At 73.3% G+C, this 24,566-nt stretch carries 19 protein-coding genes; 6 read left to right on the top strand and 13 right to left on the bottom strand.

All coding sequences use genetic code 11. The annotated features are described in order from the left end of the window. The first annotated feature begins 159 nt into the window (after window positions 1–159). Together KSE_RS33150 and KSE_RS33155 are read left to right on the top strand one after the other, a co-directional pair. Window positions 160–2,520 carry a collagenase gene (locus KSE_RS33150; protein ID WP_014139760.1) on the top strand — a complete coding sequence of 787 codons (2,361 nt, stop codon included), beginning with the start codon at window positions 160–162 and terminating at the stop codon, window positions 2,518–2,520. Window positions 2,521–2,620: 100 nt separating this feature from the next. After that, window positions 2,621–4,420 carry a glycoside hydrolase family 36 protein gene (locus KSE_RS33155; protein WP_014139761.1) on the top strand — a complete coding sequence of 600 codons (1,800 nt, stop codon included), beginning with the start codon at window positions 2,621–2,623 and terminating at the stop codon, window positions 4,418–4,420. A 35-nt stretch (window positions 4,421–4,455) separates the two neighbouring features. Here the strand turns inward: KSE_RS33155 and KSE_RS33160 are convergent, their stop codons facing one another. The 8 genes from KSE_RS33160 to KSE_RS33195 all read right to left on the bottom strand — a co-directional run bounded on the left by KSE_RS33160 (window position 4,456) and on the right by KSE_RS33195 (window position 13,623). Then, a complete protein-coding gene (locus KSE_RS33160; protein WP_014139762.1) occupies window positions 4,456–4,830 on the bottom strand; it encodes a hypothetical protein in 375 nt (124 codons plus the stop codon). 134 nt (window positions 4,831–4,964) lie between these two features. Next, window positions 4,965–5,354, bottom strand: a complete 390-nt coding sequence (locus KSE_RS33165; protein ID WP_014139763.1) for a roadblock/LC7 domain-containing protein — start codon at window positions 5,352–5,354, stop codon at window positions 4,965–4,967. Window positions 5,355–5,433: 79 nt separating this feature from the next. After that, a complete protein-coding gene (locus tag KSE_RS33170; protein WP_014139764.1) occupies window positions 5,434–6,519 on the bottom strand; it encodes a hypothetical protein in 1,086 nt (361 codons plus the stop codon). Beyond that, window positions 6,519–6,902, bottom strand: a complete 384-nt coding sequence (locus KSE_RS33175; RefSeq protein WP_014139765.1) for a hypothetical protein — start codon at window positions 6,900–6,902, stop codon at window positions 6,519–6,521. Before KSE_RS33175 ends, KSE_RS33170 begins: the two co-directional genes overlap by 1 nt. 205 nt (window positions 6,903–7,107) lie before the next feature. Continuing rightward, entirely contained in the window at window positions 7,108–8,436 is a 1,329-nt protein-coding gene (locus KSE_RS33180) for an MFS transporter (protein WP_014139766.1), read from the bottom strand. Next, entirely contained in the window at window positions 8,433–9,041 is a 609-nt protein-coding gene (locus tag KSE_RS33185) for a winged helix-turn-helix domain-containing protein (RefSeq protein WP_014139767.1), read from the bottom strand. The genes KSE_RS33180 and KSE_RS33185 overlap by 4 nt, the downstream gene beginning before the upstream one ends. Window positions 9,042–9,122: 81 nt before the next feature. Beyond that, a complete protein-coding gene (locus tag KSE_RS33190; protein WP_014139768.1) occupies window positions 9,123–11,453 on the bottom strand; it encodes an immune inhibitor A domain-containing protein in 2,331 nt (776 codons plus the stop codon). An 85-nt stretch (window positions 11,454–11,538) separates the two neighbouring features. Beyond that, window positions 11,539–13,623: a S9 family peptidase gene (locus KSE_RS33195; protein WP_014139769.1), complete on the bottom strand. Its 2,085-nt coding sequence runs from the start codon at window positions 13,621–13,623 to the stop codon at window positions 11,539–11,541. Window positions 13,624–13,703: 80 nt separating this feature from the next. On the opposite strand from KSE_RS33195, the gene KSE_RS33200 reads away from it, so the two are divergent. Continuing rightward, the gene (locus KSE_RS33200; RefSeq protein ID WP_014139770.1) at window positions 13,704–14,927 is read left to right on the top strand and encodes an aminotransferase class V-fold PLP-dependent enzyme; all 1,224 of its coding nucleotides are present in this window, start codon (window positions 13,704–13,706) and stop codon (window positions 14,925–14,927) included. A 305-nt stretch (window positions 14,928–15,232) separates the two neighbouring features. Here KSE_RS33200 and KSE_RS33205 read toward each other — a convergent pair whose 3' ends face one another. The 3 genes from KSE_RS33205 to KSE_RS33215 form a co-directional block, all read right to left on the bottom strand. Then, the gene (locus KSE_RS33205) at window positions 15,233–15,562 is read right to left on the bottom strand and encodes an ArsR/SmtB family transcription factor (RefSeq protein WP_014139771.1); all 330 of its coding nucleotides are present in this window, start codon (window positions 15,560–15,562) and stop codon (window positions 15,233–15,235) included. 43 nt (window positions 15,563–15,605) lie between these two features. Next, window positions 15,606–15,980, bottom strand: coding sequence for a hypothetical protein (locus KSE_RS33210; protein ID WP_014139772.1), 375 nt, complete (start codon window positions 15,978–15,980; stop codon window positions 15,606–15,608). Between the two features lie 588 nt (window positions 15,981–16,568). Next, entirely contained in the window at window positions 16,569–17,300 is a 732-nt protein-coding gene (locus tag KSE_RS33215) for a DUF7873 family protein (protein WP_014139773.1), read from the bottom strand. Window positions 17,301–17,609: 309 nt separating this feature from the next. On the opposite strand from KSE_RS33215, the gene KSE_RS33220 reads away from it, so the two are divergent. After that, on the top strand, window positions 17,610–20,513 hold the full coding sequence (locus KSE_RS33220) for a DEAD/DEAH box helicase (RefSeq protein WP_014139774.1): 2,904 nt from the start codon (window positions 17,610–17,612) through the stop codon (window positions 20,511–20,513). Between the two features lie 232 nt (window positions 20,514–20,745). Next, window positions 20,746–22,590 carry an alpha-keto acid decarboxylase family protein gene (locus tag KSE_RS33225; RefSeq protein WP_014139775.1) on the top strand — a complete coding sequence of 615 codons (1,845 nt, stop codon included), beginning with the start codon at window positions 20,746–20,748 and terminating at the stop codon, window positions 22,588–22,590. Window positions 22,591–22,701: 111 nt separating this feature from the next. Here the strand turns inward: KSE_RS33225 and KSE_RS39030 are convergent, their stop codons facing one another. Together KSE_RS39030 and KSE_RS33235 are read right to left on the bottom strand one after the other, a co-directional pair. Continuing rightward, window positions 22,702–23,178, bottom strand: a complete 477-nt coding sequence (locus tag KSE_RS39030) for a hypothetical protein (protein ID WP_014139776.1) — start codon at window positions 23,176–23,178, stop codon at window positions 22,702–22,704. A gap of 45 nt (window positions 23,179–23,223) precedes the next feature. Next, window positions 23,224–23,853, bottom strand: coding sequence for a hypothetical protein (locus KSE_RS33235; RefSeq protein ID WP_014139777.1), 630 nt, complete (start codon window positions 23,851–23,853; stop codon window positions 23,224–23,226). Between the two features lie 351 nt (window positions 23,854–24,204). On the opposite strand from KSE_RS33235, the gene KSE_RS33240 reads away from it, so the two are divergent. After that, the gene (locus tag KSE_RS33240) at window positions 24,205–24,492 is read left to right on the top strand and encodes a hypothetical protein (protein WP_051055491.1); all 288 of its coding nucleotides are present in this window, start codon (window positions 24,205–24,207) and stop codon (window positions 24,490–24,492) included. The last annotated feature ends 74 nt before the right edge of the window (window positions 24,493–24,566 follow it).

Below are 24,566 nucleotides of genomic sequence, written 5' to 3' on the forward strand. Positions count from 1 at the left end.
GGGACGCGGACACGGACGCCGCGCCCTCCCACAGCGCGCGGCGCCGTACGGACCGCGCCCCCCGCGGAGCGCGGGGCACGGAGCCGCGCCCCCGGCGGGGCGCGGAACGCACGACCCCCACACGACGCGACGCGTCCATGAGACATGGAGCCCCCCACGATGCGTTCACCCCGCAAGACGCTGCTGGCCGCGGCCATCGCCGCGTCCCTGGCCCTGCCGCTGCTGCAGAACGCGCACGCCGTCGCCGCCGACCCGGCGACCGCGAGCACCCCCGCGGCCACCGCCACCGCAGCCGCGGCCACCGCCGCGCCCACCGGGCGGACCGCCTACGACGAGGTCGACCACCTGGCCGCCGCGCCCGCGACGTCCGCCCCCGCACCCGCGGGCGGCGCCTTCACCCAGGACGCCCACGTGCCCGGACTCCCGGACACCGCCGGCCGCCCCGCGCCCACCGCCGGGGAGACGGCGGGCGCGACGGTCGCCGGCACCGGGACCACCGCGGCCGGCGTCCGCTGCGACCTGAACGGCCTGACCGGCCTCGGCCCGCGGGCCCTCGCCGACTTCCTGGCCGACCCGGCCGTCACCGAGTCCTGTCTGCAGACCCTGCTGTGGCGCTGGGACGCCCGGTTCGCCACCACCATGGACGCCGCGCACGTGCAGGCCGTCGCCGCCAAGGCCGAGCAGCTGGCCGCCGGCAACGACCCGAACCTGTACCAGCTCTGGTACTTCCTGCACGCCGCCGTCTACCACGACTTCACCCGCGACGAGATCGACCTCACCACCCCCGCCACCACCGCACCGGTCCAGCGCGCCATCGACGCCTACCTCGCCGCCGGCCGCGCCTTCGAACCGACCGCCGCCGCCGGCCTGGTGATGCGCGAACTCGCCAACACCGCCACCGCCCCCGGCATCCGCGAGCACAACCTGCCGCTGGTCAAGCGGATCCTCGGCCAGTTCGGGCCCGGCACCAAGGTCGCCGACTCCTGGGAGTGGGGCGGCGCCGCGTTCTCCGCCCTGAACATCAGCTACCTCGGCATCTACAACCGCGACCAGGCGTTCCGCGCCAACGTCGCCGCCGACGCCGACTACCGCGCCGCCTTCCGCGCCTTCGCCACCGCCGCCCAGCTCAAGGGCACCCAGAACAGCTGGGTCGCCCGCGACGCGATGAACGAGTACGGCCGCTTCAGCGAGATCAGCACCCTCACCGCGCCGATCACCGCCGAGATCGGCAGCCTGCTCGCCGACACCGGGAAGACCTTCGGCGAGACCTCCCCGCAGTGGATCAAGGTGGTCGGCTGGGCCAACACCCTCAAGGTCTGCCAGCAGTTCGACGTCTGCACCTCGAAGTACGAGGCGATCCTCTTCCCGTACACCTACAAGTACGACAACGGCGCGATCGAGGTGCACACCGCCCTCGACAAGGCCACCGTCGACCAGATGTACTACGCCAGCAAGCAGGTCAAGAGCCAGTTCTTCCGCGTCCTGGGCACCGACACCCCGCTGGCCGGCGACCCCAACGACACGCTGCGCATCCAGCTCTACCCGACCCGCGCCGCCTACGAGATCTACCACCCGCTGCTCACCGGCATGGGCACCGAGAACGGCGGCGTCTACATCGAGCGCGGCGCCACCTTCTACACCTACCAGCGCACCACCGCCGAGTCGTACCTCACGCTGGAGGAACTGTTCCGGCACGAGTACGTGCACTACCTCAACGGCCGCTGGGCGACCCCCGGCTACTTCAACGACCCGCGCTGGTACGCCGGTTCCAAGACCACCGCGATGGACGAGGGCACCGCCGAGTTCTTCGACGGCGCCACCCGCGACCAGGGCGTCAAGGTCCGCCAGTCGCTGGTCGCCGCGCTCACCCGCGACGAGGCCAACGGCATCCCCCGGCTCAGCGTCGGCGAGGTGCTGCACGCCAGCTACGACGACACCCCGGCGTTCCACTTCTACAACTACGCCGGCACCTTCTTCGAGTTCCTCTGGAACGCCCACCCCGCGCTGCTCCGCGAGATGTACGCCTACCAGCGGGCCGACGACCCGGCCGGCTACGACGCCTGGCGCACCCGGCTGAGCGCCGACCAGAACCTGAACCGCGAGTACTGGGCGTTCCTCGACGAGCAGATCAAGCAGGGCGCCGCCAAGGCCCTCTACGTCCCCAAGACCGCGTTCACCGCCAACGGCTACCTGAAGTACGCCTACCCCTCCGAGGTCCGGGACGCCTTCGCCAAGGCCACCTCCAACACCCCCGAGTGCAAGGACAACGGCGACTGGGACAACAAGCCGATGCGCTTCGTCTGCACCGGCCGGATCACCGCCAACCTGGTGAACTCCACCAACCCGGACCAGGTCATCAAGGACATGTCCGGCACCGTCGACTACTTCCTGCTGCAGCGCACCAAGGGCGTCGCCAACAACCTCGACGACATGAACTGCTACTTCGGCAAGGTCGACGTCTGGCCCGGCGGCCAGGCCGGCACCGCCGACTACACCTGCGAGGGCCCGCTCCGCCGCTGAGCGGGGGCCGCCGCACCCAGAACCCCCGCCCCGACCGGCCTTACGACCGCTTCCGCGGCCGGTCGGGGCGGGACCACCCCCTGAAAGGAACCACCGCTCCGTGGTAGTCAACGCCGCGCTGTCCTGGGACGGCTCCGCACCGCCGTCCGGCCGCACCGAGACCTCCCGCACCGTCGACGCCGGGCCGCTCGCCCTGCGGGTCACCGCCATCGGCAGCGACGCCGAACCGGCCGTCACCGTCACCGAGTCCGACGGCACCCCCGGCGTGCTGGTGATCGAGGCCGCCACCGCCACCCCGGACGCCCGGCTGCGGATCGAGTGGCAGCTGCCCTGCACCGGCGCCACCGGCTACTGGACGCCCCACACCAACTCCCGCTGGCTGCCCCCGAGCTGGGCCCTGCCCCGGGAAGCCTCGCTGCCCAAGGGCGCCCCCGTCGGCAGCCTGGTCGGCGCCGGCGACGCCGCCCTGTGCACCTTCGCGGTCGGCGAACTCGTCCGCCCCGTCACCATCGGCGAGGGCGCCGTCGAGGAGACCGGCCGCTACAGCTGGTGGGTCGAGCAGGACGGCCCGCGGATCGCCCTCCGCCTCGACCTGAGCGGACGCCACTTCGCCGACACCGTACGGGAGTCGGCCGCCTGGTGGGGCACCCTCGCCCCGGTCCGCGACGTCCCCGACGCCGCGTTCGACCCGATCTTCTGCACCTGGTACGCCCTGCACCTGGCGATGACCTCCGCCGACGTCGAGCGGCTCGCCGAACTCGCCGCCCCGCTCGGCTTCCGCTCGCTGATCGTCGACGACGGCTGGCAGACCGACGAGCGCACCCGCTCCTACGCCACCACCGGCGACTGGCAGCCCGCCCCGCACGACTTCCCCGACTTCGCCGGGCACGTCCGCCGGATCCAGGCCCTCGGCCTCAACTACCTGCTCTGGCACGCGATCCCGTTCGTCGGCGACCGCAGCGGCGCCGCCAAGCGGCTGGAGGGCCACACCCTCACCCACCTGCCGCTGCTGGAGACCTTCCTGCTCGACCCGCGCAGCCCCGGCGTCCGCGCCCACCAGGTCGAGCGGCTCGCCGCCGCCGTCGAACAGCACGGCGTCGACGGCCTCAAGGTCGACTTCGTCGACACCTTCGCCCGCAAGCCCGCGCCCGGCGCCGCGCCCAACACCGCCTCCCCGGAAGCGGACTGCGAGACCGTCGCCGAGGGCGTGCAGAAGCTGCTCGCCGAACTCGACACCCGGCTGCGGGCCACCCGGCCCGACGTCCTGGTCGAGCACCGCCAGGACTACATGGGCCCCGGCCTGTGGCCCTACGCCACCATGGTCCGGGCCACCGACTGCCCGCACAACGCGGTCGAGAACCGCGTCCGCACCGCCGACCTGCGGCTCACCGCCGGCCCGCTCGCCGTGCACGCCGACCCGCTGACCTGGCACCCCGAGGAGAGCCCGGAGCAGATCGCCGTCCTGCTCCAGTCGGTGCTCTTCGCCACCGCCCAGGTCTCCGTCGACCTGGCCGCCCAGAACGCCGACCAGCTGACCGCGCTGGCGTTCTGGCTGAGCGTCATGAAGGAGCACCGCGACCTGCTCCAGCGCTCCGAACTGCGCCCGCACCGGCCCGAGTTGGCCTACCCCGTGATCGAGGCCCGGGACGGCGCCCGACTGGCCTTCGGCCGCTACGCGCCGCTGCCGCTGCGGGCCCACGGCGAGTGGGAGCTGTTGCTGGTCGCCAACGCCGACCAGGACACCCTGGTCCGGATCGAGTTCGACCGCGCCCCCGGCACCGTCGACCTGCTGGTGCAGGACAGCCTCGGCGGCACCGTCGCCCGGGCGCAGACCCCGGTCGGCGGGACGGAGCTCTCCGTCCGCGTCCCCACCGGGGGTCTGCTCACCCTGCGCGCCTGACGGGCGCGCCACCGGTCGGGGCCGGCCCCGGAGGATCACACCTCCAGGTCGGCCTCGACCTTCTTCAGCTGGTGCCGGGCCATCGCCAGGTTGGCCCGGTTCCGGTCCAGCGCCAGGTACAGGAACAGGCCCTTGCCGGTGCGCGAGGTCAGCGGCCGGATCAGGTGGTACTGGGTGGAGAGGCTGATCAGGATGTCCTCGATCGCCTCGTTCAGGTTCAGCAGCTCCATCGCGCGCAGTTTGGCCCGCACCACGTCGGTGTTGCCCGCGGCGGCCACGTTCAGGTCCAGGTCGGACCCGCCGCCGATGGTGCCCAGCGCCATCCCGCTGTTGTAGTCGACCAGGGCGACGCCGATGGTGCCCTCGATCGCGCTCATGATGTCCTTGAGGGCGGTTTCCACAGCAGCCATTTTTTCCAAGTACCTCTTCCGTGAAAGGAATTGACGACCCGTCAGGTCTTTTGCGCGACGGGTTTGGTGCGGGATGAGACGAGCGTCGGGGGGTGCGGCGGGGGCCGGGGCCGGGCCGGGGGTCGGGCCGGCGGTCAGAGGGGCGCCCGGTCGAGGTCGGCGTCGGCCAGGGCCGCTATCCGGGCCCCGGCCCGGCGGGCCTCCAGGTGCAGCCGGCCCACGTTGGCCTGCGAACCGGCCAGCAGGGTCAGCACGGTGTACGCGCCCGCCGCGTACGTCGCGGTGTAGCCGCGCTCGCCGCGGGTGATCAGCTCCCGGAAGGCGCCCTGTCCGGTCGCCTCGGTCAGCCGCGACCCGACGCCCAGCGCGGCCGCGGTCAGCGCCGCGACGCTCTCCGCCTCCAGCGCGGACGCGTCGTGCGCCACCACCAGGCCGTCGATGGTCGCCACCAGCGAGCCGGTCAGGTGCGGGATCCGCGCCCGCAGACCTTGCAGTTCGGCCTGCACCTCCGCCTCCGGCAGCACGGGGACCCTCCTCGTGGTCAGTTGTCGAAAGGTCCGCTTCATGACTCGGTCGGCGGGACGGGGCGGGCGAGCGGGGCGGTCACAGGGCCTCCAGGGCAGCGCGTAGTCGGAGCAGCAGGCCCACCTCCGGGTCCGAGGAGTCGTAGGAGCGCGGACCGGGCGGCAACAGCACGTCCGGCGGCGCGGCTTGCGGCACGGCGGCCGGCGGCGGGTCGGGGACGGCGGCCGGCCGGGGGGCGGCGAGCAGCCCCGCGGCGGCCAACTGCCGGACGTCCAGCAGCGTGCCGTAGGTGGAGCGCCCCAGCAGCCGGGCCAGCTCGGGCGCGGTGCGGGTGCCGTCGGCCGCGGCCAGCAGCGCCTGCCGGCGGCGGCGCGGCACCGCGGTGCGGCCGCGCGGCTCGGCGCCGGTGGCCAGCAGCGGCGCCCGGTCCAGCTCGGCGGACGGCCAGCAGCCGTCCAGCAGCGAGCGGCGGCGGCCGATCGCGCCGCGCAGCTCCAGCACCGAGAGCGGGCGGGCCAGCCGGAACACCGGGCGGACGTCCGGGTCGAAGCGCAGTTCCCCGTCGTGCTGGGCCAGCGCCGGCTGGGCGCCGTCCAGGGTGGCCGCCAGCCGGGCGAGTTCGAGCTCGCCCGCGCCGAGCAGGCCGCTGTCCAGCAGGTACTCGGCGAGCCGGCCGGCGCCCGGCAGCAGGCTGTCCTCCCAGGCGCGGGCGGTGATCCGCCCGGCGCCGGTCAGCAGTCGGCCGACGGTCGCGGCGTCCGGCGCCTCGGCGTGCACGACCAGGCCGCCGGCCAGGTGCACCGCACCGTCCGGGCCGTGCAGCGCGCCGGTCGAGCCGTCGGCGGCGAGGTCGGTCAGCGCCGCCTCGAAGGTGGTCGCGGGCGCGCAGCTGGAGCGCCGGCGGCGCGGCAGCGGGGCGGCGTGCGTCCGGGCCCGGGGCGGCGCGGCGGGCGCGGGGGTTCCGGGGGGGAGTGGCGTCGGGGCCGGTTCGTCCGAGGTCAGGTACGGGCCGGGGACGGGGCTGCCGAACTGCCCGGCCGGGGCCAGCCGTTGGACGGCGACCGGGGAGGCGACCAGCAGCGGCGGCAGCGACGGCGGGACGGGCGGTGCCGGGGGGAGCGGCGGGGCCGGTGCCGTCGGGGCGAGGGTGTCGGTGGGCCACATCAGGAGAGCACCAGCCGGTCGGCGATGGCGGCCAGGCGCAGCCGGGCCATCGCCAGGTTGGCGGTGTTCCGGTCCAGCCGCAGGTAGAGGAAGACGTTGGCGTCGAAGGACGCGGGGACGAAGCGCAGCAGGTGGTAGGTGCCGCCGGAGGTGACGATGACGTCCTCGGCGGGCGGCGCCCCGCTGTCCGGGTCGGCGAACGAGGGGGTCTGGGTGACCGCCCGGGCGAGCTCGGTGGCGTCGGCGGCCCCGGTCTCGTGGTCGCCGTCGGGGCCGAGGCCGGCGGTGCCTATGGCCAGGCCGTTGGTCCAGTCGACCAGGCTGACCCCCAGGGCACCGCCGATCCCCATGGCTTCCGCAAGGCACTCCTCGATCCCGGGCACGTACCGCGTTCCCTCCCCACCGTGCGGAGGGCACGGTGCGCCGCCTTCACCGCCTTCACCTGCGGTAGTCTGACCAGGACGCTACGCTACCGGCGCTGCCACGGGAGGGCGAGACTTTCCGCCATATCCCTCGGGCATATGCACGAATGCGCTATGGTGCGCAGCTTTTGAGGTGTCGTGGTGAAGGCGGCGCGGCGCGGGCGGCTCAGTCCGCCGGGCTCTCCGCCGTGTCCTGGACGGGGAGTTCGCGCATCCGGGGGATCGGGGAGAAGAGCACCCACAGGCCGGAGGCGGTGGCGCCGACGGCGGCGATCCAGAGGGCGGGGCGCAGGCCCAGGGTGCTGCCGAGCAGGCCGCCGAGCAGCGAACCGAGCGGGCGGACGCCGTAGTTGACGGCCTGGTAGGCGCCGGAGACGCGGGAGCGCAGGGCGTCCGGGATGCAGGCGGCGAAGACCGCGCCGGCCGTGATGTCGAGGATCATCACGCCGACGCCGGAGAGGAACTCGGCGCCGAACAGCAGCGCGGCGGAGGCCGCGACCGAGCCGCCGGCCAGCGGGAACAGCAGCAGCGGGGCGGGGAACAGCACCAGGCCGAAGAGCAGCGCCGGGCCGACGCCGATCCGGTCGGAGAGCCGACCGGTGACGGCGGCGCCGAGCAGCGTGCCGACCGCGGCGGCGGCCATCACGGCGCCCAGCAGGCCCGCGCCGAAGCGCAGTTCGGTGGTGGCGTAGAGGACGAACAACGCGCCGATGACGAAGGTGAACAGGTTGACGGTGGCGGTGCCGAGCAGCGTGGCCCGGATCACCGGGGACCGCCGGATCCAGCGCAGGCCCTCGGCGGCGCCGCCGTGCCCCCGCTCGGCGGGCGGCGGCTCGACCGGGTCGATCCGCCGCAGGAAGACGGCGGAGACCAGGAACGAGAACGCGTCGACGACCAGCGCCAGCGGCGCGGCCAGCAGTTGGACCAGCAGGCCGCCGAGCCCGGGCCCGGCCACGTAGGTCGCGGCCCGGCTGCCGTTGATCAGCGCGTTGCCGCGCAGGTAGTGCTCGGCGGGCACCAGGGCGACGAACAGCGGCGGGTTGCAGACGTTGAAGAACACCGACAGCACGCCGACGGCCAGCACCACCGCGTACAGCTGGACCAGCGTCAGCACCCCGGCGGCGTACGCCAGCGGGACGGTCAGCAGGGCGGCGGCGCGGCCCAGGTCGGTGGCGATCATCACCCGGCGGCGGCGCCCGTAGCGGTCGGCCCAGCCGCCCGCGTGCAGCGAGAGCAGCAGGTAGGGGAGGTAGCCGGCGGCGGAGAGGTAGCCCATCCGGGCGGCGTCGGCGTGCAGCACCGAGACCGCGATCAGCGGGATCACCAGCAGGGTGATCTGGTCGCCGAGCGAGGAGACGGTCTGCCCGGTCCAGTAGCGGCGGAACGCCGGGTCGCGCAGCAGCTCGGGTATCCGGCGGCGGAGGGCGCCGGCCGGGCGGGCGCCGGCCGGGCGGACGTCGGCGTCGGCGTCCGGGGCGGTCGCGGTGGCGGTCACGGCGCTTCCCCGGCCGGGCGGTCGGTCGCCGGACGGTCGGTGGGCAGCGCGAGCCGGACCAGTTGGACGGTGCGGGCGCCCTCGGGGCGCGGGCCGGGGGCGGTCAGCCGCTCCACGTAGGGGCGGAGCAACTCCTCGACGCGGGCGTCGAGTTCGGCGAGCTCGGCGGCGGTGACCAGGACGGCGGTGTCGCCGAAGCCGGCGGCCTCGCGCCACTCGGCGCCGTCCGCGCCGCGGTGCAGCAGCCAGTCGGTGGCGCGGGCGAGGTAGCCGTCCAGGACGGCGCGTTGCAGGGCCTCGGTGGCGGCGGCCTGCTCGGGGTCGGCGGGGGAGGCGTCCCAACTGGTGAAGGCGGCGGTCGCCCGCCAGGGTTTCTCCCGGCCGCGTCCGCCGCCCGCCTCTTCCACCAGGCCGTACTTGGCGAGCTGGCGCAGGTGGAAGGAGCAGCTCGCCACCGATTCGGTGCCGAGCAGCTCCGCCGCCCGGGTCGCGGTCAGCGGCCCGTGCAGGCGGAGCAGGCCCACCAGGGCCATCCGGGTCGGATGGGCGTAGGCGCGCAGGGCGCGCGGGTCGGTGAGCCGGATGGCCGACAGCTCGTCGCTCATGTTCTAAAGCTAGCTTTAGAAAGAACGCTTTACAAGCTGCCGGCCACCGGGTCCTGCGGATCTCCGCGGATCAGGCTCCGGTCAGGAGGCCGGACCCACCTTGATCGTGGTGAGCTTGCCGCCCTGGGTCTCCCGGACGACCTCGATCTTGGTGTTGGTGTCCGGCACCTTCACCCCGAGCTGCGGGATCGCCGGGTCGGTGTACACCCCGGTGTGGTCGTTGAACGCGGGCACCGCCGGCTTGGACGGCACCACGGTGGCCACGCCGGCCTTGTGCAGGGTGAACGAGGTGGTCGGCTTCAGCGAGAAGGTCGCGTCGTACGGCTGCGACCGCCCGTTGGTGACCGACCCGTCGGCGAACCGCTGCGCCTGCGGGTGCGCGTCCACCGGCAGGATCAGACCGCCGCCCAGGTGCTCGATCGTGTTGTTGTTCTCGTAGGCGGTGTCCCACAGCCAGACCAGGACACCCTCCTGGTACGGGTAGGTGTCGATCACGTTGCTCTTGCCCGTGACGCCCGAGTAGCCGAAGTTGTACGGGCCGGTCTTCAGGAAGGCGCCGTAGCCGGCGTAGCGGCGGTTCTCCACCAGGTACGCCCGCGGGTGCTCCTTGACGGCGTCCTTGCCCTGGATGATCGAGAAGCCGACCTTGGCCCAGCCGTTGTCACCGTTCTCCGCGCCGTCGCTCAGCAGCACCGAGCCGTCGGCGGTCAGCTTGACCGCGTCGACCAGCACGCCCTTGCCGTGGGTGTTGGAGTCGGAGGTGACGTGGAAGCGCACCTGCACGCTCTTGCCGAGGTAGGCGTCGAGCGGGATGTGCAGCTGCCGCCAGGCGTTGGAGGTGCCGCTCAGTCCGGGGGTCAGCCCGGTGGTGTCGCCGATCGGCTGGCCGTCGACGGTGCCGTGCAGCGCCGCCCAGGTCTTGCCGCCGTCGGTGGACGCCTCCACCGAGAGGAAGTCGTAGTCCTGCTCGATGTCGTACCAGGTCGCCGCGTCGAGCGAGGCCGAGCCGGTGGCGCCGGTCAGGTCGACGGTGCGGGAGAGCGCGGCGTCCATGTTGTCGCCGGTGTCGCTCCACCACTGCTTGCCGCCCTCGAACGGGGTGGCCAGCGAGGTGGTGGTGGTGCTCGGCGGCAGGTGCACCAGGACGGCCTGCGCCTGGTCGGTGTTGTAGCCGCTGACGCCGAGGGTGTGGCTGGAGCGGGTGGCGGCCTGGGCCTCGTCGTAGTCGAGCCAGCCCATCTGCAGCTTGCTCCAGGCGTCCAGGTCGCCCGGGTACTCGCCGGTGGTGTTCTTGCCCTTGCCCAGGTACGAGGCGGAGGACATCAGCGACCAGAAGCTGACGGAGTTGTCGCCGCCGCTGGTCGGGTACAGGTCGGGCAGGCCGAGGTTGTGGCCGTACTCGTGCGAGAAGAGGCCGACGCCGCTGTTCTCGCCCGCCTGCACGTAGTCGTAGGCGTAGAGGCCGGAGTCGCCCAGCGGGACGCCGCCGATCCTGTTGCCGGTCGGGCCGGTCTGGCCGGTCGGGTCGGAGAAGGCCCAGCTGCGGTGCGCCCACAGGGCGTCGCCGCCCTGCGCGCCGCCGCCCCAGGTCTCGTCGACGCCGGCGTGGACGACGACCAGGTTGTCGATGTAGCCGTCCGGCTCGTCGAAGTTGCCGTCCTTGTCGTAGTCGTAGCGGTCCTGGGTGTCGTACTGCGCCAGTTCCGCCTTGACGTCCGCCGCGGTGCGGCCCTTGGCGATCTCGCCGTCGTACCAGGCCTTGGTGGCGTCCCGGATGAACTCCTGGGTCTGGGTCCACGCGCCGCCGCCCTGCGGGCCCTTGTTGGAGCCGTAGCGGGCCTCGTTCCACGGCACGGTCACCCAGTCGGTGACGGTGCCCTGGATGTCGTACCGACCCGAGGACTGGGTCTGGTAGAAGTTGCGCATCGAGTTCGCGCCGGGCGTCGAGTCGAAGAACATCTTCTGGTAGTAGTCGCGACTGAAGTCGCTCTCCCAGTAGGTGTGCGTGTCGCTCCTGTCCGGCTGCGGGATCGCGTTGTGCTTCGGGCCCGGGGTGCCGCCGTAGCGGGCCTGGCCGTTGTACTGGGTGGTGTTGTCGACCTGGTCGCCGAACTGCGCCAGGATCACGAACACCTTGTCGGTGCGCTTGTTGGCCAGCTGGACGTAGTCGTTGCCGACCTTGACCTTGGCCGGCGCCGACTTTCCGTCCTTGGCGACCTTGCCCTGGTTGACCTGCTCCAGGGCCTGGGCCTTGAGGGCCTGCCGGGCCTTCTCCTGCGGCGGCAGCGGGGAGGGCGGGGCCTCCTTGCCGTCCGCGCCCTGCTGTGCCGTCAACTCGACGGAGGGCTTGGAGGGTTGGGCAAAGGCGGGGGTGATGGTCAGTGCTATCGCACTGGTGGTCAGCGCAGCCATGAGGGCTGTGGGAAGCCTGCGCAAGTGACCCGCTCCTCTAAAGGGTGGATAAACGGATGGCCGGTAATATTTCACATGTCATCCACTACAGGGAAGGGGTGGCACCCAACTCCCTGCGCAGGAATTCGAGTTCCTGCTCGGCGACCCGCTCCAGGCCGCCGTCCGGCAGCATGTGGCTGGTCCCCGGCAGCGGCAGCACGCTGTGCGCCCGCCCGGCCCGGGTCAGCGCCTCGGAGAGCAGCAGGGTGTGCGAGGGGTGCACGTTGTCGTCCGCCAGGCCGTGGATCAGCAGCAGCGGACGGGTCAGCGCCGGCGCGTCGTCGATCAGGCAGTCCGCCGCGTAGCCCTCGGGGTTCTCCTGCGGCAGGCCCAGGTACCGCTCGGTGTACGCGGTGTCGTACAGCCGGAAGTCGGTGGGCGGGGCGCCCGCGCTGGCCGCGTGGAAGACGTCCGGGCGGCGCAGCACGGCGAGCGCCGCGAAGTAGCCGCCGTACGACCAGCCGCGCACGCCGACCCGCTCCAGGTCGAGGTCCGGGTGGACGGCGCCGAGCGCCTGCAGGGCGGCCACCTGGTCGTCGATCGCGACCTGCGAGAAGCGGCGGAAGATCGCCCGGGTGAAGTCCGGCGAGACGAACGGGGTGCCCCGGTTGTCGACCGTCACCACGGCGAAGCCCTGGTCGGCCCACCACTGCTTGAGCTGCCAGCGGCGCGGCTCGTTGGCGATCACCTGGAAGCCCGGGCCGCCGTACACGTCCAGCAGCACCGGCAGCTTGCTGCCGCCGCGGTGGCCGCGCGGGTACAGCACCGCGGTCGGCAGCCCGAGGTCGGTCACCCGGGCCAGCTGCGGCCGGGGGCGGTACGGGAGCTCGGCCGCCAGGTCGGGGAAGTCGGTGCTGCCCGCGGCGGTCCGCAGCTCGCGGCGGATGCCGTCCAGCGAGGCGGAGGTGAGCAGCAGCACGTCCTCGGCGTGGGCGGCGACGCCGTGCACGCCCGCGCCCTCGGTCAGCTTCTCCAGCGCCCCGGTGTTCGGGTCGAGCAGGAAGACGTGCTGGTCGGCCGGGTCGCCGTCGCCCGCCTCGATCAGCAGCCGGCCGTCGCGCCACGGGCCGACCACCCGGCGCACCTGGAGCCGCTCGTCGGTGAGGATCTTGCCGTCCAGCGCGACGCCGCGGGCCGCCGGGGTGTCCGAGGAGGTCAGCACCCGGCCGTCGGCCAGCCGCAGCGGCGTGCCGGGCAGCGGGTCGACCCAGAACTCGTCCTCGGTGCGGCTCAGTTCGCGGGTCCCGCCGGTCGCCGGGTCGGCGGTCAGCAGCAGCACGTTCTGCTGCAGCCGGTCCGCGACGGTCAGCAGGATCTCGCCGTCGCCCTCCCAGCCGGCCGCCATCACGTACGGGAACAGCTCGGTGTCCCAGACCAGCCGGGTCGAGGCGCCGCCCGGGCGCAGCACCCAGAGCTGGACGTCCGCGTTCGGGCCGCCGGCCTGCGGGTAGGCGAAGGACTCGGGGGCCAGCTCCGGGTGCGCCGGGTCGGCGAAGTGCCGCAGCGGCAGCGCGGACTCGTCCACCCGGGCGGCCAGCAGGGCGGTGCCGTCCGGCGCCCACCAGTGGCCGCGCAGCCGGCCCAGCTCCTCCTGGGCGGCGAACTCGGCGACGCCCCACAGCGCGCCGTCCTCCGGGCTGACCCGGCCGCCCGGGGTCAGGTGCAGCGCGCCGTCCGCGACGTACGCCACGACCGAGCCGTCGGCGTTCGGACGGGGGTCGAACGCCGGTGCCACCACCGGGAGTTCGGTGCTGGTGCCGGTCGCGGTGTCGCACCGGAAGATCCGGCCGTCCAGGGCGAAGACGGCCTGCGCGAGGTCGCCGGTGGCCGCGAACGAGCCGATGCCCGGGGCCCACAGCCGGATCCGCTCGCGCAGCCGGCGCTCCAGCGGCGGCAGCGCCGAGGCGTCGCCGGTGCGCTCCGGGGCGATCACCAGCGGGTCGGCGACCAGCTGCTCCCGGCCGGTGGCCAGGTCGTACAGCCAGAGGCGCTCGACCGGGTCGGTGGAGCCGGTGGAGCGCAGGAAGAGGGCGCGGCTCGCGTCGGACGCGAGAGTGACGGCGCGGGGGGCACCGTAGCTGAAACGGCCGGTGGCGGCGCTCAGCGCGAGGTAGGGGTCGGTGTGAGTCACCCGCCGATGGTTGCCGTGTTGGCCCCCGTTCGGCTAGAAGTATGCAGTGTGAAATGTCACACAGCATTTGGAGGGTGGAGATGAAGAACCCGGGGAACCCGCGCACGACACCGGCACACCCGGGCCCACCGGACACCGAAGGCGTCGAGCACCTCTCGCCGCTGCGCGGCAGCAGCACCCTGTTCACCCTCGACCCGGGCAGCGCCCACCTCAACCACGGCTCCTACGGCGCCGTCCCCGTCCCGGTCCAGCGCTACCAGGCCAAACTCCGCGCCGACATGGAACGCGACCCGGACGGCTTCTTCCTCGAAGCCCCCGACCGGATCGGCCGGGCCCGCGCCGAAGTCGCCACCGCCCTCGGCGGCGACCCCGGACGGCTCGCCCTGATCACCAACGTCACCGAGGGCGTCGCCATCGCCCTCGACACCGTCCCGCTCGACGAACGCGACCAGATCCTGGTCACCGACCACGGCTACGGCGTCGTCACCCGCGCCGCCGAGCGCCGCGCCGCCGAAGCCGGCGCCGTGGTCCGCTGCGTCCGGATCTCCCCGCACGCCCCCGACGACGCCGCCGTCGCCGAACGCGTCCTGGCCGCCGTCACCCCGCGCACCAAGGTCGCCGTCCTCGACCTGATCACCTCACCCACCGCCCGCACCATCGCCTCGCCCGCCCTGCTCGCCGAACTCCGCTCCCGCGGCATCATCACCATCGTCGACGCCGCCCACGCCCCCGGCGCCCTCCCCGTCGACCTCGGCGGCGCGGCCGGCGGCGCCGACTTCTGGGTCGGCAACCTCCACAAGTGGGCCTTCGCCCCGCGCGCCGCCGCCGTCCTTGCCATCGACCGGCCCTGGCGGCCCCGGGTCCGCCCGCTGATGTTCTCCTGGGAACACGACCGCGGCTTCCCCTGGCGCGTCGAATGGCGCGGCACCTTCGACTACACCCCCTGGCTCGCCGCCCCCGCCGGCTTCGACCTCCTCAAGCGGATCGGCGCCGAACAACTCCGCGACCACAACGACCGGCTCGCCGCCCACGGACGCCGGATGCTCGTCGAACGCGCCGGCCTGCGCGCCCTCCCCGAAGTCCCCGGCCTCGGCATGCGCGCCGTCCGCCTCCCGCCCGGCGTCGCCGAACAGGAACACGCCGCGAAAGCCCTGATGGTCGCCGTCCGCAAAGCCCTCAACACCCGCATCGCCGTCCGCCCCTGGCAGGGCGGCGGCATCCTCCGGATCAGCGCCCAGCTCTACAACCGCCCCGAGGAGTACGTGCGACTCGCGGACGGGCTGGCCCGGCTCATCACCCGCTGACGCCTCGCCGGCGGGGCCGGAACGCCACACGGGAACCGCCCGCCGCCCGCCGCCCGCCGCCCGCTGCGCGGGGCTGCTTCGCTGGGCTGTGCTTGCCGCTGCGCGGGGGCGAGGCTCGGGGCGGTGTTGGCGGGACGGCTCGGTAGGGGGTGTTCCCGCTGGGTGGGGGAGGGGCCACCGCGCAGCGGGGTGGTGTGGCGCTGCGCGGTGGGTTTCCCGTGGGCGGGTTGGCGCCCGGCCGCGGGGCGGACCCGGCCGCGCGGGTTGGCGCCCGCTGGCGGGGCCGGGTCACGTGGGGTGCCGGGTCAGTGCGCGGCGCGGAGTTCCTCGAGGAGCATGCCCTGGTCGGCGAGCAGTTCGGTGAGGATGCGCCGGGCGGTCCGGAGCAGTTCGGCGACGTCGGCGCCGGCCAGGGCGTAGACCACGGTGGAGCCCTCGCGGGTGGCGGTGACCAGGCCGGAGCGGCGCAGGATGGCGAGCTGCTGGGAGAGGCTGGACGGTTCGACGTCCAGCTCGGGCAGCAGGTCGCGCACCGGGGTCGGGCCGGCCTGGAGCAGTTCGAGGACTCGGATCCGGACCGGGTGGCCGAGCATCCGGAAGAACTCGGCCTTGGCCTGGTACAGCGGTACGGGCATGCTTCCTCCCCTTTCCGGCGGCGCGCGGGCCGCCGTCCCGCGCTCAGACCTCCAGCGTCGACTCGATCCGCTTCAACTGGTGCCGGGCCATCGCGAGGTTGGACCGGCTGCGGTTGAGCGCGAGGTACAGGAACAGGCCGCGTCCGCTGGACGTGGTGAGCGGCCGGATCAGGTGGTACTGGCCGGTCAGGGTGACCAGGATGTCCTCGATGCCGTCGTCGTGGAGGTTGAGCATTTCCATCGCCCGCATCTTGGCACGGACGAGGTCGGTGTTGGCGGCCGCGGCGACGTTCAGGTCGATCTCGCCGCCGTCCCCGAGGGTGCCGAGCGCCATGCCGCTGCCGTAGTCCACCAGGGCGACCCCGATGGCGCCTTCGATGGTCATGGCTTCCTTGAGCGAGGTTTCGAGGTTCGCCATCGCCGTGTCTCCTGTCCTGGCTGTGATCGGTTCGGCACGACTGTAGGAACGGGATCGCTCTGCGGCCGAGTGTTGATCGAAATACTTCGTTTCTGGCCGCACCGCGATCGTTGTGCACTGCTTCGCTGACCACATGAAGACATTTGCAACTCAGGATGTGAACAGTTCACGCGTACGCGATTCCTGCGGCGGTGCCCGGGGAACGTGACGGGGCCCGGGAGCGCTATCCGGCTCCCGGGCCCCTGTGTGCCACCCAATTGTTATGCGCCGGCACGTTTAAGGACGGCGATCATGCTCAAAGCGTTCGCTTTACCATTGAAGCTACCGCGCCATGGAGAGGCGCAGGAGGGAGTCGAACCCCCATCTGACGCTATTGGCCCCGTCCGGTCGATCCGGCGCTCGGCGGCGAATGCTGAGACGTGAGCGAGAGTCTGAGTCTGACGGGGTGCCTCTACCGGTTGGGCCACCCCGGCACGTGGTGCCGGGGGAGGGATTCGAACCCCCACCGTTCCCCGAAGTCAGCTTCGAGCCTGAGTGTCAGCTTGCGCTCTTCGCGCCACCCCGGTCTCACCCGGGGCGATCATGGGGCTACCCGAACAGGTAGCCGAAGAAGGCGTCGCCGACCCGGCGGTCGGTGACCTCCGCGCCGTTCGCCTCCTCGCGGGCGAACTGCACGGCCTGCTGGAGCTTCTCCACCCGCTCCAGCAGCTCGTTCACCCGCCGCGCGGGCAGCGCGCCGGAGAACTTGACCGTCGTCCAGTACCCGACCGGCACGTCCTCGTAGTACACCTCGACCTGCGCCGGGTGCTTCTCGGTCGCCTCCGCCTTGACGTGGTTGCGCGGCACCTTGCGGGTGCGGATCGTCCGCACCGCCTCGGTCTTCCACGCGTCCGTCGAGGGGTCCAGCGACCAGGACTCGGCGGCGTCCAGCACCGGGAGCTTGCGGACGAACGTCCGCAGGTCGGTGAGCTGCTTCTCCAGGAACAGCAGGTAGGTCACCGGGGCGCCGGCCACCAGCGTCCGCCCGTCGACGACCACGTCGGCCCGGGCCTCGGTGTTCGCCCAGTCCTTGGTGGCGGTCACGTCGAACAGCCGGGTCAGCGTCGCCGCCGTCGTCCGCAGCACGTCCTCCGCCTTGACCTGCACCCTGGTCGACTCGGGGGGCAGCTGCTCGCCCTCCTCGTCCTTCGGCTGGTACGTCCGGGACAGGCCCGCCAGCAGCGGGGCCTTCTGCAGGTCCTGGTGGGACTGCGTCAGCTCCTGGAACGACTTCGACTTGACGCCTTTTTCCACGGCGATGATCTGGTTCAACTTGGCCACGGCAGGACGCTAGCGGCACACCCGTTCGACCGTCACCCGGTTTTCCCGCCGGCCCGCGGCCAGCCCCACGGCCGGTCCCGCGGAACCCCCGCCGCCCGCCCGCTGACCTGCGCATGCCAGCGCGGAACTGCCGGGAAAGTCTGATGTTGATGTCACTCCAGACGGGTAATCTCAGGCTGAGATGCTCGATCACCACACCCCACGCACCCGCTGCGCCCCGTCGCCCCTCCGGGCCACGGCCCCGCAGCCGCAGGCGTCGCCGTCTGCGTTCTCGTCCGGCCACACTCACGGGAAGAACAGGTGACGCCAGTGCCCACCAACCCCGCGCCCGAAGAGCAGCTCGACCCCGCGGCCCGCGCCGCCGCCGCCCGCGCCGAGGCGGAGGCCGAGGAGGGGCTCAGCCCCGCCGAGCGGTACGCCGCCGCGCGCGAGCGCGCCAGGGAGCAGGCCACCGCCCTGCACGGCTTCCGGGAGCTGTACGACTTCCCGCTGGACGACTTCCAGCTCCGCGCCTGCCGCACGCTGGAGGAGGGCAAGGGCGTGCTGGTCGCCGCCCCGACCGGCTCCGGCAAGACCATCGTCGGCGAGTTCGCCGTCCACCTGGCGCTGGCCGGCGGCCGCAAGTGCTTCTACACCACGCCGATCAAGGCGCTGTCGAACCAGAAGTACGGCGACCTGGTCAAGCGCTACGGCCAGGCCAAGGTCGGCCTGCTCACCGGCGACAACTCGGTCAACGGGGACGCGCCGGTCGTCGTGATGACCACCGAGGTCCTGCGCAACATGCTGTACGCGGGCTCCAGCGCCCTCGACGGCCTCGGCTACGTGGTGATGGACGAGGTGCACTACCTCGCCGACCGGTTCCGCGGCGCCGTCTGGGAGGAGGTCATCATCCACCTCCCCGAGTCGGTCACGCTGGTCTCGCTCTCCGCGACCGTCTCCAACGCCGAGGAGTTCGGCGACTGGCTGGACACCGTCCGCGGCGGCACCGAGGTGATCGTCTCCGAGCACCGGCCCGTCCCGCTCTGGCAGCACGTGATGGCCGGCAACCGGATGTACGACCTGTTCGCCAGCCCCGACCGGGACGGCCGCCCCAAGGGCAGCCTGAAGAACCCGGCCAAGGCCGTCAACCCCGAGCTGGTCCGGCTGGCCCGCTCGGAGGCCGACCGCGGCCGGGACAGGTTCGCCCGCGGCCGGGGCCGCTCGATGCCCGCCGGCCGCCCCGGCCGGGTCTGGACGCCCAGCCGGGTCGACGTGATCGACCGGCTGGACGCCGAGGGCCTGCTGCCCGCGATCACCTTCATCTTCAGCCGGGCCGGCTGCGAGGCCGCCGTCCAGCAGTGCCTCCACTCCGGCCTGCGGCTGAACCGGGACGCCGACCGCTTCAAGGTCCGCCAGTTCGTCGAGGAGCGCTGCCGCGACATCCCCGACGAGGACCTGCACGTCCTCGGCTACTACGAGTGGCTGGACGGCCTGGAGCGCGGCATCGCCGCCCACCACGCCGGCATGCTGCCCCGGTTCAAGGAGGTCGTCGAGGAGCTGTTCGTCCAGGGCCTGGTCAAGGCGGTCTTCGCCACCGAGACGCTCGCCCTCGGCATCAACATGCCCGCCCGCTCGGTGGTCATGGAGAAGCTGGTCAAGTGGAACGGCGAGACCCACGCCGACATCACCCCCGGCGAGTACACCCAGCTCACCGGCCGGGCCGGCCGCCGCGGCATCGACATCGAGGGCCACGCCGTCGTGCTGTGGCAGCGCGGCCTCGACCCGGAGGCGCTGGCCGGCCTGGCCGGCACCCGCACCTACCCGCTCAAGTCGTCCTTCCGCCCCTCGTACAACATGGCCGTCAACCTGGTCGGCCAGTTCGGGCGGCACCGCTCCCGCGAACTGCTGGAGACCTCCTTCGCGCAGTTCCAGGCCGACCGCTCGGTCGTCGGCATCGCCCGCCAGGTGCAGCGCAACGAGGAGGGCCTGGACGGCTACCGCGAGTCGATGACCTGCCACCTCGGCGACTTCGACGAGTACATGGCGCTGCGCCGCGACCTCAAGGACCGCGAGAACGCGCTCGCCCGCGAGGGCTCCAGCCAGCGCCGCAACGCCGCCGTCGAGGCGATCGAGCAGCTCAGGCCCGGCGACATCATCCACGTCCCGACCGGCAAGTTCGCCGGCCTCGCGCTGGTCCTCGACCCCGGCCTGCCGCCGGACAGCCGCAGCGGCCGCAGCGGCCACCACCGGCACCCCGACTTCCAGGACGGGCCGCGCCCGGTCGTGCTCACCGCCGAACGCCAGGTCAAGCGCCTCGCGATGATCGACTTCCCGTACCCGGTCGCCGCGGTGGACCGGATGCGGATCCCCAAGTCCTTCAACCCGCGCAGTCCGCAGTCCCGCCGCGACCTCGCCTCCGCGCTGCGCACCAAGGCCGGCCACCTCGAACCCGAGCGCTACCGCAAGGGCCGGGCCGCCGCCGCCGACGACCCCGAGATCAGCCGGCTGCGCACCGCCCTGCGCCAGCACCCCTGCCACGGCTGCGACGAGCGCGAGGACCACGCCCGCTGGTCCGAGCGCTACCACCGCCTGCACCGGGACACCGAACTCCTCGAACGCCGGATGCGCTCGCGCACCCACACCATCGCCCGCACCTTCGACCGGGTCTGCGGCCTGCTCGCCGACCTCGGCTACCTCAGCGCCGACACCGTCACCGACGACGGCAAGCGCCTCGCCCGGCTCTACGGCGAACTCGACCTGCTCGCCTCCGAGTGCATCCGCGAGGGCGTCTGGAACGGCCTCGCCGCCGCCGAACTCGCCGCCTGCGCCTCCGCGCTGGTCTACGAGGCCCGCCAGTCCGACGACGCCACCGCCCCGCGCGTCCCCGAGGGCGGCGCCAAGGAGGCGCTCGGCAAGATGGTCCGGATCTGGAGCCGGCTCGACGACCTGGAGGAGCAGCACAAGATCTCCACCGCCGAGGGCGTCGGTCAGCGCGAACCCGACCTCGGCTTCGCCTGGACCGCCTACCGCTGGGCCCTCGGCCACGACCTCGACGCCGTCCTGCGCGACGCCGACATGCCCGCCGGCGACTTCGTCCGCTGGACCAAGCAGCTGATCGACGTCCTCGGCCAGATCCAGGACGCCGCCGGCGACAACACCGAGCTGCGCAAGACCGCCCGCAAGGCGGTCGACGGCATGCGGCGCGGCATCATCGCGTACTCCTCGGTCGGCTAGCGGTTCCGGTAGCCGTTCCGGCGGACGGGCCCGGTCGCTCCCCGCGCGGGGAGCGACCGGGCCCGTCGGCGCTTCGCGGGCGGGGCGCCGGAGATTCGTTCGACGGCACACGATCCGCCCGCCGGAAGGCCGAAGCCCGTTGGCGGCGGGCGCGACCAGCCGGTTACGTTGGGTGTCGGGCCGGTGGCGGCAGGTGACCGGCCCCGCCGGCACCCGAGGAGGAACCGCACCGATGAACAGCGCCAACGAATGGACGGTCGGCCGCTACCTGGCCACCAGGCTCGAACAGTTGGGCATCCGCCACGTCTTCGGCGTGCCGGGCGACCTGCTCGGCCCCTTCCTGACGGTCATGCAGGAGACCACCGCGGTCCGCTGGGTCGGCACCCCCACCGAGCTGGGAGCCGGCTGCGCCGCCGACGCCTACGCCCGGGTGCGGCTCGCCGACGCCGACGCCGACCAGCCCGAACAGGGCGTCGCCGCCGTGGCGGTGACGTACAGCGTGGGCGCGTTCAACCTGCTCAACGCGGTCGGCGGCGCGTACGTCGAGGACGTCCCGCTGATCGCGATCAACGGGGCGCCGTCCTACGAGCAGTGGCTCAACTTCCAGGCGGTGGGCCTGCTCACCACCCACATGAGCCCGCGCCGGGAGAGCAACCTGGAGGTCTACCGCCAGGTCACCGCCGACGCGCAGGTCCTCTCCAACCCGGGCCTGGCGCCCTCGCAGATCGACAGCGCGATCACCGCCTGCCTGACCGAGCGCAAACCGGTCTACCTGGAGGTCATGGAGGACCTCTGGCACGCCCCCTGCGACGCCCCGGAGGGACTGCTCCGGGCCCACCAGCGGCCGTTCACCGCACGGAACCGGGACATCCTGGAGAAGGCCGTCGCGGCGGCGGTCGAGCTGATCACGAAGTTCGGCACGCCGATCGTCTGGGCGGGCGAGGAACTCGTGCGCGGACGGCTGGAACAGGAACTGCTGGAGTTCGTGGAGGCCACCGAGATGCAGTTCTGCACCACGGTCGGCGCCAAGTCCGTGGTGTCCGAACGGCACCCGCGGTTCGCCGGCGTCTACAACGGCAAGGCGAGCCTGCCGGAGATCCGCGCCACCTTCAAGAACGCGGGCTGCCGGATCGGCCTGGGCACCTGGTCCACCTCCAAGAACCTCAACGGCGAGCAGTCCATCGGCGACGACTGGATCGTGGCGGCCCGCGGCGGCGTCAGCGTCGGCGCCCTGTACTTCCCGGACGTCCAACTCGGCCGCTTCGTCCCGGCGCTGCGGGCCGCCCTGGCGGGCCGGACGTTCCCCGCCGACCACTTCGCGCTGGCCCGCGCGGCCGGCCTGGACGTCCCGGCCAGCACCGCCGACTTCCTCGACTCGCTGACCTCCGAACACCCGGACCGGACCGAACTCACCTACGACAGCTTCTTCGCACGCGTCAACCACTTCCTGGAGCACCAGGCCACCGGCGGCGACCCGCAGGCCCCCTCGCCCTTCACGGTGGTCTCGGACGCGGCGTTCGCCCTGCTCGGCTCGATGAACCTGCGGATCACCGAACGGGCCGGCTACCTGGCGCAGAACAGCTGGCTGTCCATCGGCTACTCCGTCGGCGCGGCCACCGGCGTGGCACTCGGCCGCCAGCAGCCGCCCAAACGCCCGCTGGTCTTCGTCGGCGACGGCTCGTTCCAGGAGACCTGCCAGGAACTCTCCACCCACGTCCGGCACCACCTGCGGCCGGTGGTCTTCGTCCTCGACAACGAGGGCTTCTACGGCATCGAACAGATGCTGGTCAGCCCCTGCTACTACCGGGGCCGGCCCCGGCCGTCCGACGACGGGGCCGACTTCTACAACGTGCTGCACCCGTGGCGCTACGAGAAGCTGGCGGAGGTCTTCGGCACCGAGAAGGACCCGATGCGCGGCGTCGACCTCACCACCCACGCCGAACTCGACGCCCTCCTCGCCGCCCTCGCCGACCCCGCCGACGACCTCAACCGCGCCCCGGTCCTGGCCCGGGTCCGGCTCAGCCGGCACGACTACCCCAGGGCCCTCCAGTACAAGATCGACGAGAACTGCCCCTGACCGCAGCCCCGTTCCGTGCCGTCCCGCGCCGTCCCGTCCCGTCCCGCGCCGCGCCGGGACGGCCGGAAGGCCCGGCCACCCACCGGGCGGCCGGGCCCTCCTCCGTGCGGGTCACGCCGCGAGCAGCTGCCGCAGCAGGTCGCGGTAGGAGCGGAGCGAGAGCCGCAGCGCCTCGGTGCGGTCCTGGTCCGCGTCCTCGGACTGCCACGCCCCGCGCAGCGCGGCGTGGCGCTCGCGCAGGCCGTCGGCCAGCAGGCGCACCGTCTCGTCCAGCGCCTCGTCCGCCGCCCGGACCGCCCGGACCGGATCGTCCACGAAACCGCCCACCGCCCGCTCCAGCCGGTCGGTCAGCCGCGCGGCCGACTCCGGCGGCAGCAGCGGCCCGGGACCGCTCAGCCCCGGCGGGTTCCCGGCCGCCGAGCGCGGGCGGGCGGACTCGGCGGCCTTCGGGGCCTTCGCCAGGCCGGCCGGAGCGTCGGCCCGGGGGCCGGCGGGCGCCTGGCCGGTGGGTGCCTGGCCGGCGGGTGCCTGGCCGGCGGGCTCCTGGATGGCGAACCGGCCGGTGGTGGTGGTGTCGTCTGTGGTCATGCTGTCCTCCTCCTCGGGGAACGGTGGGGTGTCCGGGCCCGCTGCTCAGGCGTGCTGCTGGTGCTCGCGCCGCTTCGACAACCGCCCGGCCGGCGCCTCGGCCGGGCCGCGGCCGCGGGCGGGGGCGGGGGCGGGCTCCGGTACGGTCCCGGTGCCGACCAGCGCGGTGAACAGCTCCCGGGCCCGGGCCAGGGCCGCGCGCCGCACCTCGGTGTCCGCGTCGTCCTTCCGCGAGAGCGCGCTCAACTCCCGGAAGGACTCGACGTGTTCGCCGTGGTCGACCGAGACGGTGTCGATCTGCGCGTCCACGTCCGAGTCGGGGTAGCCGCGGTCCCGGGCCACCCGGCTCAGCAGCGCCTCCGCGTCGGCCAGCGCCTGCCGGGGGTCGTCCACGAAACGCGCCTTCACCCCCGCCCACTGCTCCTCGGCCCGGGCCCGCTCGGCATCGCTCAACGGGCTGAGCGTCAACTCCCGGTGCCGCGCCACCCGCTGGGCGAGCTCGCGCTCCGCCGCCGCGGTGTCCCCGCCGTGCCGGGCGACGGTGCGCCCGTACTCGGACCCGAACCGCCGACTCAGGCTGGGGTGCCGCTGCCGCTGGCGGACGGCGAACGCACCGAGCGCCGCCGCCACCACCACGGCGATCACGACGACCGCCACGACCAGACCACTGGACATCCGCTGCCTCCCGACGCCACGGGGGCCGCCCGCCCGGGACCGCCCCGCTTCGATTCGCTCGGTGGCTCGGATGACCCGTGCGCGGATCCCCAAACACGGCGGCTTCCTGACGGCCCCTCGGCAACCTGCCGCCCGGGCCCGCCGCCGGTGCGTGGTCGGTCGACCGGCTATCTTGCCGGGCATGCGAACAGTGGACTGGAACGAGGTGCGGGACCGGACCGTTGCCCTCCACGCACGGCGGGAGGCGGGGGCCACCGGGCGAGCGAAGAGGTCTGGGACAGCAGGCCGGAACGGGCGGACTACGCCTCCGACGCCGCGTACCAAGCCGATCACGACGCCTGGCTGGAGGCCGTGGACGCGGCCGATGACGCCCGGGACACCGGAGCCGTCTTCCTCCTCGAGCACGGCTGCGGCTTCTCCACGCTCCTGGTGGTCAGCGGGCCCATGCGCGGCACCATGTGGTTCGACGGACGTGCGACGTGCGACCGCCTGAACCCGCTGTTGAACGACGACCGCCGGCCCGCGACCTTCGCGGAGTGGTACCTCGACTGGCTCGCCCACGAGGAGTCGATGACGACGCCCGAGCAGCGCCGCGCCGACGCGGGCAGGCCGATCTGGTTCCGCTGGTTCGACGAGTAGCGGGCTCCTCTCCCGGACGGCCCCGCCGGGTCCGGCGGGGGAGCGGGGCACGGCTGATCCGTTCCGCGGCGCGG

Origin of the sequence: Kitasatospora setae KM-6054, from assembly GCF_000269985.1 — a bacterium.
GTDB classification, from domain to species: Bacteria; Actinomycetota; Actinomycetes; order Streptomycetales; family Streptomycetaceae; genus Kitasatospora; species Kitasatospora setae.

Coding starts and splice junctions, on each gene's coding strand:
- KSE_RS33210 (WP_014139772.1), bottom strand. CDS start 15,980: ATGGCGAACCTCGAAACCTCGCTCAAGGAAGCCATGACCATCGAAGGC.
- KSE_RS33200 (WP_014139770.1), top strand. CDS start 13,704: ATGAAGAACCCGGGGAACCCGCGCACGACACCGGCACACCCGGGCCCA.
- KSE_RS33190 (WP_014139768.1), bottom strand. CDS start 11,453: ATGGCTGCGCTGACCACCAGTGCGATAGCACTGACCATCACCCCCGCC.
- KSE_RS39030 (WP_014139776.1), bottom strand. CDS start 23,178: ATGACCACAGACGACACCACCACCACCGGCCGGTTCGCCATCCAGGAG.
- KSE_RS33185 (WP_014139767.1), bottom strand. CDS start 9,041: ATGAGCGACGAGCTGTCGGCCATCCGGCTCACCGACCCGCGCGCCCTG.
- KSE_RS33160 (WP_014139762.1), bottom strand. CDS start 4,830: ATGGCTGCTGTGGAAACCGCCCTCAAGGACATCATGAGCGCGATCGAG.
- KSE_RS33170 (WP_014139764.1), bottom strand. CDS start 6,519: ATGTGGCCCACCGACACCCTCGCCCCGACGGCACCGGCCCCGCCGCTC.
- KSE_RS33235 (WP_014139777.1), bottom strand. CDS start 23,853: ATGTCCAGTGGTCTGGTCGTGGCGGTCGTCGTGATCGCCGTGGTGGTG.
- KSE_RS33205 (WP_014139771.1), bottom strand. CDS start 15,562: ATGCCCGTACCGCTGTACCAGGCCAAGGCCGAGTTCTTCCGGATGCTC.
- KSE_RS33150 (WP_014139760.1), top strand. CDS start 160: ATGCGTTCACCCCGCAAGACGCTGCTGGCCGCGGCCATCGCCGCGTCC.
- KSE_RS33225 (WP_014139775.1), top strand. CDS start 20,746: ATGAACAGCGCCAACGAATGGACGGTCGGCCGCTACCTGGCCACCAGG.